Source organism: Streptomyces sp. NPDC002773, from assembly GCF_040295605.1.
Lineage (GTDB): Bacteria > Actinomycetota > Actinomycetes > Streptomycetales > Streptomycetaceae > Streptomyces.
The window spans coordinates 250,880-265,315 of sequence record NZ_JBEOVO010000007.1; the positions used below are offsets into that span (position 1 = coordinate 250,880).

14 protein-coding genes are annotated in these 14,436 nt (G+C 71.8%); 7 read left to right on the top strand and 7 right to left on the bottom strand.

Annotation, left to right across the window (positions count from 1 at the left end; all coding sequences use genetic code 11):
* Positions 1-112: 112 nt before the first annotated feature.
* Positions 113-862 carry a D-Ala-D-Ala carboxypeptidase family metallohydrolase gene (locus ABT034_RS12610; RefSeq protein ID WP_351214262.1) on the top strand — a complete coding sequence of 250 codons (750 nt, stop codon included), beginning with the start codon at positions 113-115 and terminating at the stop codon, positions 860-862.
* A gap of 113 nt (positions 863-975) precedes the next feature.
* Here ABT034_RS12610 and ABT034_RS12615 read toward each other — a convergent pair whose 3' ends face one another.
* Positions 976-2,016: a LacI family DNA-binding transcriptional regulator gene (locus ABT034_RS12615; RefSeq protein WP_351214169.1), complete on the bottom strand. Its 1,041-nt coding sequence runs from the start codon at positions 2,014-2,016 to the stop codon at positions 976-978.
* A 368-nt stretch (positions 2,017-2,384) separates the two neighbouring features.
* On the opposite strand from ABT034_RS12615, the gene ABT034_RS12620 reads away from it, so the two are divergent.
* From ABT034_RS12620 to ABT034_RS12635, 4 genes are all read left to right on the top strand, one after another.
* The gene (locus ABT034_RS12620; RefSeq protein ID WP_351214171.1) at positions 2,385-3,734 is read left to right on the top strand and encodes an ABC transporter substrate-binding protein; all 1,350 of its coding nucleotides are present in this window, start codon (positions 2,385-2,387) and stop codon (positions 3,732-3,734) included.
* 99 nt (positions 3,735-3,833) lie between these two features.
* A complete protein-coding gene (locus tag ABT034_RS12625; protein ID WP_351214173.1) occupies positions 3,834-4,838 on the top strand; it encodes a carbohydrate ABC transporter permease in 1,005 nt (334 codons plus the stop codon).
* Between the two features lie 4 nt (positions 4,839-4,842).
* The gene (locus ABT034_RS12630) at positions 4,843-5,769 is read left to right on the top strand and encodes a carbohydrate ABC transporter permease (RefSeq protein ID WP_351214175.1); all 927 of its coding nucleotides are present in this window, start codon (positions 4,843-4,845) and stop codon (positions 5,767-5,769) included.
* A 68-nt stretch (positions 5,770-5,837) separates the two neighbouring features.
* On the top strand, positions 5,838-7,271 hold the full coding sequence (locus ABT034_RS12635; RefSeq protein ID WP_351214177.1) for a GH1 family beta-glucosidase: 1,434 nt from the start codon (positions 5,838-5,840) through the stop codon (positions 7,269-7,271).
* 74 nt (positions 7,272-7,345) lie between these two features.
* Here ABT034_RS12635 and ABT034_RS12640 read toward each other — a convergent pair whose 3' ends face one another.
* Positions 7,346-7,816 (bottom strand): hypothetical protein, encoded by a 471-nt coding sequence (locus ABT034_RS12640; RefSeq protein ID WP_351214179.1) that lies wholly within the window; start codon positions 7,814-7,816, stop codon positions 7,346-7,348.
* Positions 7,817-7,982: 166 nt separating this feature from the next.
* Positions 7,983-8,648 carry an IclR family transcriptional regulator gene (locus tag ABT034_RS12645; protein ID WP_351214181.1) on the bottom strand — a complete coding sequence of 222 codons (666 nt, stop codon included), beginning with the start codon at positions 8,646-8,648 and terminating at the stop codon, positions 7,983-7,985.
* A gap of 215 nt (positions 8,649-8,863) precedes the next feature.
* Between ABT034_RS12645 and ABT034_RS12650 the strand changes: the two genes are divergently transcribed.
* Positions 8,864-9,811 carry a glycerophosphodiester phosphodiesterase gene (locus ABT034_RS12650; protein ID WP_351214183.1) on the top strand — a complete coding sequence of 316 codons (948 nt, stop codon included), beginning with the start codon at positions 8,864-8,866 and terminating at the stop codon, positions 9,809-9,811.
* Positions 9,812-9,830: 19 nt separating this feature from the next.
* Here the strand turns inward: ABT034_RS12650 and ABT034_RS12655 are convergent, their stop codons facing one another.
* From ABT034_RS12655 to ABT034_RS12670, 4 genes are read right to left on the bottom strand one after another with little or no spacing between them, the layout of a single operon-like run.
* Entirely contained in the window at positions 9,831-10,889 is a 1,059-nt protein-coding gene (locus ABT034_RS12655; RefSeq protein WP_351214185.1) for a CU044_5270 family protein, read from the bottom strand.
* Complete coding sequence (locus ABT034_RS12660) at positions 10,886-11,593, bottom strand: RNA polymerase sigma factor (RefSeq protein ID WP_351214187.1); 708 nt, start codon at positions 11,591-11,593, stop codon at positions 10,886-10,888. The genes ABT034_RS12655 and ABT034_RS12660 overlap by 4 nt, the downstream gene beginning before the upstream one ends.
* 45 nt (positions 11,594-11,638) lie before the next feature.
* Complete coding sequence (locus ABT034_RS12665; protein WP_351214189.1) at positions 11,639-12,142, bottom strand: HD domain-containing protein; 504 nt, start codon at positions 12,140-12,142, stop codon at positions 11,639-11,641.
* A 32-nt stretch (positions 12,143-12,174) separates the two neighbouring features.
* Entirely contained in the window at positions 12,175-12,879 is a 705-nt protein-coding gene (locus ABT034_RS12670; protein WP_351214191.1) for a DUF2470 domain-containing protein, read from the bottom strand.
* A gap of 177 nt (positions 12,880-13,056) precedes the next feature.
* Between ABT034_RS12670 and ABT034_RS12675 the strand changes: the two genes are divergently transcribed.
* Positions 13,057-14,388, top strand: coding sequence for a phage baseplate protein (locus tag ABT034_RS12675; RefSeq protein ID WP_351214193.1), 1,332 nt, complete (start codon positions 13,057-13,059; stop codon positions 14,386-14,388).
* Positions 14,389-14,436: the final 48 nt, after the last annotated feature.

The following is a 14,436-nucleotide window of genomic DNA, read 5'->3' on the forward strand; positions in this document are numbered from 1 at the left end:
CCGTCATTGGTCGGACAACTGGCGGTTCCCCGGCACGGTTGACGCGCGTCGACCCGAGCGTCCACTCTGCCCGTGGCAGGTGCACATCAATCGACTGATGGAGGCCCGCACGATGCACGGACGCGCTCTCAGTTCACTCCTTCCGAGATTTCTCCTCACCTTCGCCTTGCTGGTCACCGGCCTGGCGGGCGTCGTCGCCACCGCCGGGACCGCCCGGGCGGACGGCTGCTACACCTGGTCGCGCACCCTGTCCCAGGGAGCTTCAGGCGCCGATGTGACCCAGCTCCAGATCCGGGTCGCCGGATACCCCGGTTACGCCGGCGTGCTCGCGATCGACGGGTCCTACGGGCCCGCCACCGTCGCCGCCGTGAAGCGGTTCCAGACCGCGTACGGCCTCGGCGCCGACGGCGTCGCCGGACCCGCCACCTTCTCGAAGATCTACGCTCTCCAGGACGACGACTGCACCCCGATCCACTTCTCCTACGCCGAACTCAACGACTGCAACAGCACCTGGGCCGGAGGCGCGGTGACCGCGGCCACCGCCAAGTCCAACGCCCTGCGCACCATGTGGAAGCTGGAGGCGCTCCGGCACGCCCTCGGCGACGAGCCCCTCCGGGTCACCAGCGGCTTCCGCAGCCACGCCTGCAACGACGCGGTCGGCGGCGCCTCGTCGAGCCGCCACCTGTACGGCGACGCCGCCGACCTCGGCGCGGGCCCGCACACGCTGTGCCGGCTCGCCCAGCAGGCCCGGAACCACGGCTTCAACGGCATCCTCGGCCCCGGCTACCCGGGCCACGGCGACCACACCCACCTCGACCACCGCGACACCCGCTACTGGTCCGCCTCCAGCTGCGGCATCTGACGGGGTCCTGAGGACGGGCCGCCGAGCGCGCCGGACGGATCGCGAGCCGTCGCCCGGACGCGCCGCCCGATCGACGACAGCCACCTCCGGCGGCCCGGCCCCCGCACCCCATCTCAGCAGGACTCCCGGACGATCAGCTCCGTCGGCAGTACGTGCCGGCGGGGCTCCTCCGGGGCCGCCGCGGTCTCCGGGTCCGCCGCGATCTCCCGGATCAGCATCCGCGCCATCGTGCGGCCCATCTCCTCGATGGGCTGCCGCACGCTCGTCAGCGGCGGGTCCATCAGCCGCGCCACCGCCGAGTCGTCGACGCCGACCAGGGCCACGTCCTCGGGCACCCGGCGCCCCGCCTCCCGCAGCGCTCCGCGCGCCCCCGCCGCCATCACGTCGGACGCGGCGAAGACGGCGTCCAGGTCCGGCCTGCGGTCGAGGAGCAGCCGCATGGCCCGCCGGCCGCCCTCCTCGGTGAAGTCCCCCGTCGACACCAGCGCCTCGTCCGGCCCGATCCCGGCCTCCGCGAGTCCCGCCCGGTAGCCGCCGAGCCGGGCGCGTGCCACGTACATGTCGAGCGGCCCTGTGACGGTCGCGATCCTGCTCCGGCCGCGGCCCACGAGGTGCGCGACGGCTGCCCGTCCGGCCCCGATGTTGTCGGAGTCGACGTACGGCACGGGTTCGGCCTCCGCGCGGCGTCCGTTCATGACGACCGGGAGGCCCAGCTCCCTGATCCGGTCGGGCAGCGGGTCGTCGCCGTGGACGGAGGCGAGCAGCACGCCGTCGACGCGCTGGGCGGCGAGATACTGCTCGAAGCGCTGCCGCTCCTGCTCGCTGCGGACCAGTGTGAGCAGCAACTGCTTGTCGGCCTCGGCGAGTTCGGCGCTGACCCCGCGGATGAGGTCGAGGAAATAGGGTTCGGCGAAGAGCCGGGCCTCGGCCTCGGGGATGACGAGCGCGATCGCGTCCGTACGGCTGCCGGCCAGGGCGCGGGCGGCCTGGTTGGGTACGTAGCCGAGTTCGGCGACGGCTCGGGCGACGGCCGTCCTGGTCTGCTCGCTCACCCGGGGGGAGCCGTTGATCACCCGGGAGACCGTGCCCCGGCCGACGCCTGCCCTGGCGGCCACCTGCTCCAGGGTGGGTCTGCCGCTCTGCCGTCCGCTCACAACTCCCGAACTCCCTTCGTAGGACAACGCGCAGCTCTCCACAGGCCCGTCGGGAACGAAAGCAGCGATGGGAGCGCTCCCACCGTAGTCCACGGCGGCGCCCCGCGCCACGCGCGTGCGTTCAGGAGATGACACGAACACCCGTCCCCCGTACGGCGAAACCCCTAGAAAACCTTCCGGTAACGAATCCGCGTTCATGTCTTGACACCCGCACCCGCCAGGCAGCAACCTTCCGGCAACGACGTGGGAGCGCTCCCATCCGGGACGCGTACAGCCTTGCATCAGGTCTGGCGGGCGCCGCCGAGCCGCGATCAGCCGGCCGGGCCTCTTGGCGCACAACGAGCACCACCTTGGACGAGGAGAGTGGAATGCGCACTTCCAGCAGCAGACGCGGACGCCGTGCGGCGATCGCGGCGGTCGCCACCGTCGTGACCGGCACGATCCTGCTCACCGGTTGCGGCAGCGACGACGACAGCGGCAAGGGCGGCAGCGGCACCAAGGCCGGCGAGAAGATCACGCTGCGGATCGGGACCTTCGGTTCCTTCGGCTACGACAACAAGACCGGCGCCAAGCTCTACGCCGAGTACGAGCGGCTCCACCCGAACATCAAGATCGAGGAGTCGAACGTCTCCGACGGTCAGAAGTACTGGGACACCCTGAAGCTGCGCCTCTCCCAGAACAGCGGTGTCGCCGACATCCAGGCCGTCGAGGTGGGCTACATCGCCGAGGCGACCGGCCCGGCCATGGCCGGCAAGTGGGTCGACCTGGGCAAGGAGGGCGGCGCCAAGACCGAGGACTTCCTCGACTGGAAGGTCAAGCAGGCGACGACCGCCGACGGCAAGCTCGTCGCCCTCGGCACCGACATCGGCCCCATGGCCGTCTGCTACAACAAGGACCTCTTCGCCAAGGCCAAGCTGCCCACCGAGCGCGACGCCGTCGCCAAGCTGTGGTCCGGCGACTGGGCCAAGTTCATCGAGACCGGTGAGAAGTACAAGGCGGCGGCGCCCGCGGGCACCGCCTTCCACGACTCGGCGAGCGGCCTCTTCAACGCCGTCGTCTCCAGCGACCCCGTGCAGTACGCCAACACCAGCGGCGAGCTCGACTGGGAGAACAGCCCCGGTGTGAAGAAGGCCTGGGACACCGCCGTCAAGGCCGCCCAGGGCGGCCTCACCGCCAAGCTGCGCCAGTTCGACGAGAAGGGCACCTGGAACGCGGCCTTCAAGAACGGCAAGTTCGCCACCGTCGCCTGCCCCAGCTGGATGACCGGCATCATCAAGGACCAGGCGGGCCCCGCCAACCAGGGCAAGTGGGACATCGCCGCACCGCCGGTCGCCGGCAACTGGGGCGGCTCCTTCCTCGCCGTGCCCAAGGCCGGCAAGCACACCAAGGAGGCCGCCGAGCTCGCGGCCTGGCTGACCGCGCCCGAGCAGCACGCCAAGGTGTTCGCGGTCAACGGCAACATCCCCTCGTCCAAGGACACCCTCGCCTCCTCGGCGGTCCAAGAGGCGAAGCTGCCGTACTTCGGTGAGACCCCGGTCGGCAAGATCTTCTCCAGCGCGGCGGCCGGCATCACCCCCGCCGTGATCAGCCGCTACGACGGCCAGGTGAAGACCTTCCTCACCGACAACGGCATCCTCGACATCGAGCAGCGCGGCACCGACCCGGCCAAGGCCTGGGAGAACGTCAAGAAGCTGGTCGACGACAAGATCGACCAGTAGCGGGGGCGCCTGCCGGTCCGCCGCCGCCGCTCGCGGGCGGCGGCGGCGGACCGGCACCGTCCGCACCACCGCACGCATCGACCTGGAAGGACGCCCCTCGTGGCCACCTCCGTTCGGGCGAGGCCTGACGGCTCCCCGCCGCCCGCCGCACCGCCCTCCTCCCCCGGCCCGCGCGGCCGCCGCTCCGCCCCGGGCGGCTGGCGCAGCACGCTCTACCGCTGGGACCTCAAGGCGATCCCGTACGTCTTCATCGCCCCCTTCTTCCTCACCTTCGCCGCCTTCGGGCTCTTCCCGCTGATCTACACCGGCTGGCTCTCGCTGAACCGGGTCGAACTCGGCGGTGACCCGACCTGGAAGGGCTTCGAGAACTACACCGACCTCGCGACCAGCGAGTTCTTCTGGAACGCGCTCTTCAACACCTTCACCATCGGGGTGATCTCGACCGTCCCGCAGCTGCTCATGGCCCTCGGCCTGGCGCACCTGCTCAACTACAAGCTCCGCGGCCGGGGCTTCCTCCGGGTCGCGATCCTCGCCCCGTACGCCACCTCGATCGCGGCGGCGACCCTGGTCTTCGCCCAGCTGTTCAACACCGACTACGGGATGATCAACGGCGTCCTCGGCTGGGTCGGGTTCGATCCGGTGAACTGGGAGTCGTCCAAGTGGCCGGCGCAGATCGCGATCTCGGTGATCGTCACCTGGCGCTGGACCGGCTACAACGCGCTGATCTACCTGGCCGCCATGCAGGCCGTGCCACAGGACCTGTACGAGGCGGCCTCGCTCGACGGGGCCTCGCGCTGGCGCCAGTTCCTCAGCGTCACGATCCCGTCCATCCGGCCGACCATCCTCTTCACGATCGTCGTCTCCACCATCGGCGCCACCCAGCTCTTCGGTGAACCGATGCTCTTCGGCGGCAGCGTCGGCATCAGCGGCGGCAGCGGCAACCAGTTCCAGACGCTGAGCCTGCTGATGTACGAGAAGGGGTGGGTCACCGGCGCGCTGGGCCAGGCCTCGGCCATCGCCTGGGTCATGCTGCTGCTCCTGCTGCTCGTCGGCGGCGTCCAGGCGCTCGTCTCCCGCCACAACCGCAAGAAGCTGGGGGGCTGACCTCATGGCCCGCACACTCGACACGACACCGCCGGCCGAGGCCGAGGTCAAGGCCGATGCTCCGGCGGCGGCCCGGCCGGGGCGCCGCTTCCGGCAGTCGGCCGGCAAGCAGCACCACGCGGGACCGCTCACCTACGTCCTGCTGATCGGGGCCGCTTTCGTCTCGCTCTTCCCGCTGTACTGGAACGTCGTCGCCGCCTCGCACACCGGCGAGCGGGTCGTGGAGGCCCCGGCCCCGCTGCTGCCGGGCAACCGGCTCCTGGACAACCTCAGCTTCGCCTGGAACCAGGTCGACATGGGCGAGGCGCTGATCAACACCACGGTCGTGGCGAGCCTGGTGGCGCTGTCCACCGTCCTGTTCTCCACGCTCGCCGGGTTCGCCTTCGCCAAGCTGCCCTTCCGCGGCCGGGGCATGATGCTCTCCCTGGTGGTCGCCACCATGACCATCCCGCCGCAGCTCAGCGTCATCCCGCTCTACCAGATCATCACCGACCTCGGCTGGTTCGACCAGCTCCAGTCGGTCGTCCTGCCCTCGCTCGTCGCCGCCTTCGGTGTGTTCTTCATGCGCCAGTTCCTGGTGGAGGCGCTGCCGATGGAGCTGGTGGAGGCGGCCAGGATGGACGGCGCGCACAGTCTCCGGATCATCTGGCACGTGGTCTTCCCGGTGGCGCGCCCCGCCATGGCCGTGCTCGGCATGCTGGTCTTCGTCCAGGCGTGGAACGACTTCTTCTGGCCGTTCATCGCCCTCACCCCGGACGGCAGTCCCACCCTCCAGGTGGCGCTCGCCGGACTGGGCGCGGGCAACCACACGGTGGACCACGCCGTGGTGCTGACCGGCGCCCTGATATCCACCGTGCCGCTCCTGCTCGTCTTCGCCTTCCTCGGCAAGCACATCGTGGGCGGCATCACGGCCGGCGCCGTCAAGAGCTGACCGCCCGCCCCTCCCCGTATCGCACACATCGCACACATCGCACGCCACGACCTTGGGAGCGCCCTCCTATGACCGCGTCCGAAACCCGGCCGCTCACCGCCACCCGCTCGTTCCCGTCCGACTTCCTCTGGGGCGCGGCCACCGCCGCGTACCAGATCGAGGGAGCGGCGGCGGAGGACGGCCGTACCCCGTCCATCTGGGACACCTTCTCGCACACCCCCGGCAAGGTCTTCGAGGGCCACACCGGCGATGTCGCCGTGGACCACTACCACCGGTTCCGCGAGGACGTCGGCATCATGTCCGAACTCGGCCTGAACGCCTACCGGTTCTCCGTCTCCTGGTCCCGGGTGCAGCCCACCGGCCGGGGACCCGCCGTCCAGAAGGGCCTGGACTTCTACCGGGCGCTCGTCGACGAGCTGCTCGCCGCCGGCATCGAGCCGGCCCTCACCCTCTACCACTGGGACCTGCCGCAGGAGCTGGAGGACGCCGGCGGCTGGCCCGCGCGGGCGACCGCCGAGCGGTTCGCCGAGTACGCGGGGATCGTCGCCGACGCGCTCGGCGACCGGGTGAACCGCTGGACCACGCTCAACGAGCCCTGGTGCAGCGCCTTCCTCGGGTACGGCTCCGGGGTGCACGCCCCGGGCCGCACCGACCCGGTGGCGTCCCTGCGGGCCGCCCACCACCTCAACCTCGGGCACGGCCTCGCGGTCCAGGCCCTGCGTGCCTCGCTGCCCGAGGACCGGCAGATCTCGGTGTCGCTCAATCTGCACGAGGTGCGGCCGCTGACCGCCTCCGCCGAGGACCGGGACGCGGTCCGCCGGATCGACGCGGTCGGCAACCGGATCTGGCTTGGCCCCATGCTGGACGGCGCCTACCCCGAGGACCTGATCCTCGACACGGCGCAGCTGACCGACTGGTCCTTCGTCAAGGACGGGGACACCGCGGCGATCCGTCAGCCGCTGGATCTGCTGGCGATCAACTTCTACGCGCCGACCCTCGTCTCGCATGTGCCGGAGGGGGCGGAGAAGCCGCAGGACGACGGGCACGGGAACAGCGACCACTCGCCGTGGCCCGGCGCGGACTCGGTCGCCTTCCACCGGGCGCCGGGCGAGCGGACGGCGATGGGCTGGCCGGTCGACGCGAGCGCCCTGTACGACCTGCTCACCCGGGTGTCCGACGCGTACCCGCAGCTCCCGCTGGTGATCAGCGAGAACGGGGCGGCGTACGAGGACGTGGTGGCCCCGGACGGTTCGGTGCACGACCCGGAGCGCGCCGCGTACGTGCACGCGCATCTGGAGGCCGTACACCGGGCGATCGGCGACGGGGTGGACGTACGCGGGTACTTCCTGTGGTCGCTGCTCGACAACTTCGAGTGGGCGTACGGCTACGCGAAGCGGTTCGGCGCGGTCCGGGTGGACTACGACACCCTGGAGCGGACGCCGAAGTCGAGCGCCCGCTGGTACGCGCGGGTGGCGCGTACGGGTGAGCTGCACGCCCCCTGATCACGGGGCACGAGGAGAAGGCCGTGCCGGGGCCACCGGCACGGCCTTCTCCTCTCTCACGGGGTGGGCGCCGGTCAGATGTCGATGACGCGGTAGCCGATCACGTAGACGCCGCCGGAGCCCTCGACGGTGCGCCACTGGGTCTCGGCGCCGACCTCGCTGCCGGTGACGAGGGTGGCGCCGAGCTTGTCGTCACCGCCGAACGTGTCGACGTCCCACAGGGTCATCGTGCGGGCCTGCTCCTTGCCGAGGATGAGGGCCGCGTTGCCGTTGCCGTCGGCCATGGAGCGGACGTAACCGCTGCCCATGGTCTGGTACTTGATGCCGTTGCCGGGCCAGACCTTGACGGCGTTGCCGTTGGCGTCGGTGATCTTGAGGTACGCCTCGTCGTGGTCGCCCTCGCTGTTCTTCTGGCAGTGCAGTTCGAACAGCTCGATCTTCACGTAGTCGATCGGCTCGGCCTGGGCGGTGCCGGCGAAGACGCCGACGCTGCCGAGTCCGAGGAGGGCGGTGGCGGCCGTTCGGACGAATCGGTTCTTGCGCATGTGGTCCCCCCACACATCGGGTCACTCGCGTGACAGTGGTTCCGGTCCGCCTCTTCTCGGCGGGGCCGGTGTGCCGTTCCCCTCGGCACGTCACCTACTGTGCCCGTCCTCCCCGCCCGGTTCTACGCGCGTTCCGCTGGACGGAACAACGCCGCTCGACGGCGGGTCAGAGCACGGGGGCGGCCGCCGGGACGGTGCTTCGCGGGCCGCCGCGGGCGAGGGCGCGGCTGATCGCGGCGCCCGCGTCGGCGACGCCACGCGCGAGCGTGTCGAGCGGCCGGCCGGCCGGGACCATGCCGGCGAGGGCCGCGACGGTACGCCCGTCCGGGGTGCGGACGGGCAGCGAGGCGCAGCACACCCCGTCCATCACGTCCTCCCGGTCGAGGACCGCACCGCCCCGGAGCGGCCCCCGCAGGGCCTTTCCTGCGGCGGTGTCGAGCCGGAACGCGAGGCCGTCCCGTACCGGGAACAGCGGTTCCAGGTCTCCCGGCACCGAACCGATCGTGATCGCCATGTCCTCGCGCAGCACGGCGAGGACCACGCTCGCGCCGGTGGCGGCCCGGAGCCGCTGGAGCGGCAGCCGGGCGGCGGGCCTCAGGCCGGGGTGCGGCTCCCAGGCCTGGCCGAGGCGGTACAGCTGGGGTCCGACCCGGTAGCGGTTGCCCTTGCGTTCGACGGCGCCGAGTGTGACGAGCTGGTCGAGGAGCCGGTGGACGCTGCCCTTGGGGACCCCGCAGACCAGCGCCAGTTCGGTCACCCCGGCTTCGTCACCGCTCCGGCGCAGGGCGTCGAGCAGCGCGAACGCCCCTTCGAGCACACCGCGACCGCGCACGGCCCGCTCCCGGCCGAGATCGTCGCCGCCGTCTCTGCCAGGTCCTCGTCCCTTACCGGTTTCCATGAGTCCCCCCGACTCCGCACGCCCGGCCGCGGGCCCCGACGGCACGGCTCCGGGCACGACCCCCACCATGCAGCAGAGGGGACGATTCCGGCGAAGGGCTCGCGTCGGCCGTCGTGTCGCGGGGGCAAGGCCCCCTATCGTGTCGGGATATGAGAGACCCTCAGCCGCTCGCCTCCCGGCCCCGTCGGCGCAGGACCGCCGGCCTGGTCGCCGTCGCACTGACCACCGCCGTGGCGGGCCTCACGACCGTGGTCGCCGCCGCCCCCCAGGCGACCGCGGCCGCCGCCCCGCCCTCCTGGTCCGCGCCCCGCCCGGCTCCGGAGGCCGCGGTGGCGGCGAGCCCCTGGCTGCGCGCGCCGGGAGCGCCGCCGACGGTGATCGCCCACCGGGGCGCGTCCTCGGCCGCCCCCGAGAACACCCTGATCGCCGGCGAGGTGGCCCGGCGGGGTGGAGCCGTATGGATCGAGAACGACGTGCAGCCCAGCAAGGACGGTGTGCCGTACGTCCTCCACGACCGGACCGTGGACCGTACGACCGACGGCACGGGCCCGATCCGTTCCCTGACGTCCGCGCAGCTGGACGTCCTGGACGCCGGCTCGTGGTTCGCCCCCGCCTACGCGGGGACGCGGGTCCCGACCCTGGCCGCCCAGCTGGCGGACCTCCGGGAGCGCGGCGGGAACCTGCTCCTGGAGATCAAGGGCCAGCACGGCCGGGCCGAGGTGGCCAGGATCGTCCAGGAGGTCCGGGACCAGGACATGACGGACCGGGTCTTCGTCCAGAGCTTCGACGTCTCCTCGCTGCGGTACACCCGTGAGCTCGCCCCCGAACTGCCGCTGGGCCTGCTGCGCGACACCCTGGACGCGGACCCGGTCGCGGTCGCGGAGGAGCTGGACCTCACCTCGTACAACGTCTCGGACAAGGCGCTGTCCACCCGTCCGGAGCTTGTCCCCGAACTGCACGCGGCGGGTGTGGCCGTCCACGTCTGGACGGTGGACAGGCCGGCCCGCTGGAAGGTCCTGGACGACCTCGGTGTGGACGGCATCATCACCAACCGCCCCACCGAGCTCGGCGGCTGGTCGGCGGGACGCACGGCCTGAGCGGCCCTCGGCCGTGCCCCTACGGCGTGACCTTGATGTCGTCGACGAAGGCCCTGGCCATGATCGCGTGGGTGAAGACGACGGTGCCGGGCTTGATGAGGCCGCCCTCGCCGCCGCTGCCCTTCACCTGGACGGTGCGCTCCCCCAGGAAGGCGAGGGTCTTGCTGTCGAAGATCCATTCGGTGCGCGTGCCGCTGGTCTCGTCGAGCCGGGCGACCGCGACGCCCTTGCGGCCGGCGGCGTCGGTGGCGCTGTCCACCAGGACGACGCCGGGGATCTTCGCGGCGGCCCGGTAGAGCGCCGCCGTGAGCCGGGGGGTCGGCCAGCTCTCGGTCAGCAGGTCCCCGATGGTGGTGAAGGCCTGCTGGTCCTTGCCGTTGCCCTGCCCCTCGGTCTCCTCGTAGATCTTCCGCAGCAGTGCGTCGGGGTCCGTGGGGAGGGCGGCGAGGTAGTCGTGCGAGGGCGCGCCGAGGTGCGGCTTCGGCACCTGGCCCTTCTCGTCGGTGCCTTCGAGGGTGATGCCCTCGGGGCCGGTGGTGCCGGGCTCGATCAGCCAGCCCCTCAGGCCGTCGGGCGACCGCCATGACTGCCGGGTGTGCAGGGGCCGGCTGACGAGGCTGCTCACGCCGTCGACGGTCTTCACGTACGTGGTCGCGGTCCGCGACTCGATGTAGACGTACTGGCCGGCGCGGCCCTTCGGGGCGTCCGCCCCGGCCGCGGCCAGCGAGATCCGGTCGAGGAGGCGGGGTGCGCCGTGGGCGTCGACGGTGCCGATGGCGGTGGTGAGGGCGGGTCCCGTGGCGAGTTCGCGAGGGCCGTCCTGGGCCCCGCCGGGGGTGAGGACGAGGACACCGGCGGCGAGGGCGCCGGCGAGCGCGGTCGCGGCCGGCAGGAGGAACGCCTTCCGCAGGAAGGGGTTGCGGGCGGAGGCGGTGCGGCGGTCGTCGTGGATCTGGCTCATCAGGCGCTCCTTGTGGAACTGGTGGCGGCCCGGAGGAAGGTCGTGCTCCTCGGTCGCCGGGAGGTCTCCGCTCTCGTGCCGGTTCGCCGTACGGGGCTGGTTCGGGTCGGGGTTCATCGGATTCCTTCCTGCGCGGGCCGGACCGCGTTCACGCGATCACCTGTTGTCTGTCGGGTGCGGGGGGCGGGTTCCCGTTTTTCCCGCACGAGTTCCCGTGCGTCGCGGGTGGGGTCCCGGGCGTCGCGGGCGGGATCCCGGGCGTCGCGGGCGAGTTCGGCTTCGGCGCCGGTGCGGAGCCTGGCGCGGGCGCGGGAGAGCCGGGAGCGGACGGTGCCGACGGGGACACGCAGGGCCTGGGCGACCTCGGTGTAGGCGAGGCCCTCCCAGAGGCAGAGCACGAGGACTTCGCGTTCGGTGCGGCGGAGCGTGCCGAGTGCCCGGAGGGTGGCCGCGATGCGGCGGCGGTCGTCGATCCGTCCGGCGACCTCGGCGGCGTGGTCGGGTACCGAGGCCCCGGCCGGGCCGGCTTCGGCGTACGCGGCGGCGGCCGCCCGGTAGCGGCGGTTGCCCCGGCAGTGGTTGCGGGCGACGTTGGTGGCGACGCCGAGCAGCCAGGGCCGGAGCGAGCCCCCTTCGGGATCCACCTTCCGGCGCAGCCGCCAGGCCTCCAGGAAGGTGGCCGCCATCACGTCCTCGGCGACCGACCAGTCGCCGGTCAGCCGGAAGGCGTGGTTGTAGACGCTCCGGGCGTAGGAGTCGAAGAGTTCGGCGAAGGCCGAAGGGTCTCCGTCCCGGATGCGTGTGCGCGTGTCAGTGTTCACGTCTCTGGTCTGTCCGGCCCCCGGGGCGGGTTCCTGTGACCCCGGTCACTCCGGGGCGAGCTCGTCCAGGAGGTCGGGATTGACCACGCGCAGGATCGTCGCGACGTGTTCGGGGTCGGCCGCCGCCCACAACACCTCTCGTGCCGCCCGGTACTTGGCGGCGAGCCGCGTCCGCCGTTCGGGCGGCAGCCCGGCGGCCCGGTCCTGCCGGCTGTTGTGCGCGTTGTCGGCGATCTTCACGAGGGTGGCGTCGGGGTCCTCCGTGATGCGGCGGACCATCTCCTCGTAGGAGGTGCCGGACCGGTGGGTGACGGCCTCGACGACGGCGACGACGCGGTCGGGGACCCCGGCGGCGCGCAGGCCGTCCGCGGTCCACCCGGTGTCCTCGATGACGTCGTGGAGCAGCCCGGCCATGGCCAGGTGCGGGCCGAACGGTTCCAGGCCCGCGGCGACCGCGCGGACGTGCTCGACGTACGGGACACCGATCTTGTCGGTCTGTCCGGCGTGCGCCCGGTCGGCGAGCGCGTCCACCTCGGCGAGAGTCTTCATCGCCCCATCATCGCGGGGCGCGGCCGCCGGGGTCAGGTCAGGAGCCGGTTGGGGTGGGAGGAGCGGCGGGCCGCGGCGAGGAGGGCGTGGATCCGGGGGCCGGCCTGGTCGATGTCGGTGACGGGGGTGGGGAAGGGCAGCCGGACGTCCTGGTGCCCTTCGGGGTGTTCGAGCCGCAGGGTGATGCCGTACCGGTCCAGGGCGACGGGGAGGGCGCGGACCATGTCCCGTTCGGGGCGGGGCCGGACGAGGCGCAGTAGCAGGGGTACGAGTTCGGCGTGGCCGTCGACGAGGTGGGTCAGCATGGACGCCTCGCAGGAGGCCATCGGGTCGATGTCGGTCGCGTGGAGCGCTTCGAGGGTGATGTACGTCCGGCCCTCGGCGTCCTCCAGGAGGGCCTGGCCGAACTCCATGCAGATGCTGGCGCTCGCCTCCGGTTCGTAGGGCGCGGCGAGGAGTCCGGTCAGGGTGACGCGCGCCCGCAGCCGTTCGCGTACGGGAGTGGGGGCGATGTCCGTGAACTCCAGGCGTACGGGGATCCGCGCCGACTGTCCGGCGTGGCTCTCCTCGGACGGGTCGTGCAGGTGGATGTGGCCCATCGGCCCGGTCCCGTCGAGGAGGTGGACCTCCTGGTGGACCCCGTCGGAGACGACGGTCATCGAGTGGGCGGCCGCGAGGATCGATCGCACGCGCTCGGCGGGGGTGGGCCGCGTGGCGCGGGGGCTGAAGGGTCGCATCCGAGTTCTCCCGGGACAGGTGGCGGTGACTATTGGCCAGCTACTTAGGTAAGCCTAAGCTAACTTATCCCGCACGGGTACGGAAGGCGGGGCCACCGCCTGACACGGCGTCCGACACTCCATGTGATGATCTGCTCTTCATCAAATGGATCCCTCGCGGATCCACGGGGAGAGAACATGGCTTACACGGACGCCAACGGCGTCGACCTGTCCGGCGTCACCGGCAGGCTCATCCAGACGGTCGACCTGGTGAAGAACCCGGCACCCCAGGCCATCGCCACCGACACGGTCAACGGGCATGTCTTCGTACTCCAGGTGGAGAGCGCGGCGACCATTCCCCAGGGCAACATGTACCTCAACCGCATCGACCGCCTGACCGGAAAGGTCACCGGCTCGATGCAGTTGAAGGGCTTCGGGCACGGGCTCTCGATGGGCGCCGAGCCCGTCGGCACCGACACCTACCTCTGGACCGAGGTCGGCCCGCTGCACACCACCATGAAGGACGGCGAGGTCAAGGCCACCTTCGGCAAGGCCGTCACCCGGTTCCGGTTCGAGTCCGGCACGGTCCTCGACGGGAACCTCATCCCGCAGCAGCGGAAGTTCACGCCGCCCGGCAGCACTTCGGGCACCGGTCCCTTCCTCGACCCGGTGAACAACCTGCTCGGCGTCATGTACCACAAGGACGGCAAGCGCCACTTCGACCGTTACGACCCGGCCGAGGCCGCCGCGGGCTCCTGGATCCCGGTGGGCACCACCTTCGTCATGCCGTCCGGTGAGGACGTCACTCCCGACGTGCCGTCGCCCTATCCGCTCGAGAAGACGCTCGTCTCCCAGGGCTACACCGTGCTCGGGGACGTCCTCTACGCGTACCAGTGGGCGCCGTACGACAAGGTCAACCACCCGACGATCCCCAGCGCGTACCCGGGGATCGCCTTCCTCACCTCGTACTCGTGGACGACCGGCGCGCGCCTGGACCGGCAGGTCGTCACCAACGCCGACGGCCTCACCTGGCGCGAGCCCGAGGGCGTCGCCGTCGAGGTCGACCCCGCGACCACGGAGGCCCGTCTCCTCTTCGGCTTCAGCAACACCGTCCCCGGCACCACGGGTTCGCGTGACGTCACCATCGGCTGGTACCCGACGAAGCCCGCGGTGGACGGCATCAAGGTGCTCGCCGACTGGGAGGACCTCGCCCTCGAAGCCGGCGTCTCCCCCGGCGCCCAGCCCCCGCGCGGCCGGCTCATCGCCCTCGCCGGCACCACCTACCTCCAGCTGCGCGGCACCGTCACCTGCTCCCCCGGCCTGACCGCCGACAGCAGGATCGGAACCCTCCCGCACCGGCTGCGCCCGACCCACCCGACCCGCCAGAACGTGCCCCGCAACAACAACACCGGCCGCTGCGTCTGCCGGATCGAGGCGGACGTCACCGGCGCGCTGTGGGCGTACGGCGCCACCAGCGACAACGCCACCACCTGGATCGACCTCGACGGCGTCACCGTCGCCTGGCGATGAACGACCTCCCGGCGCCCGTGATCACCGGCCGCCCCGGAGCCGCCGAGT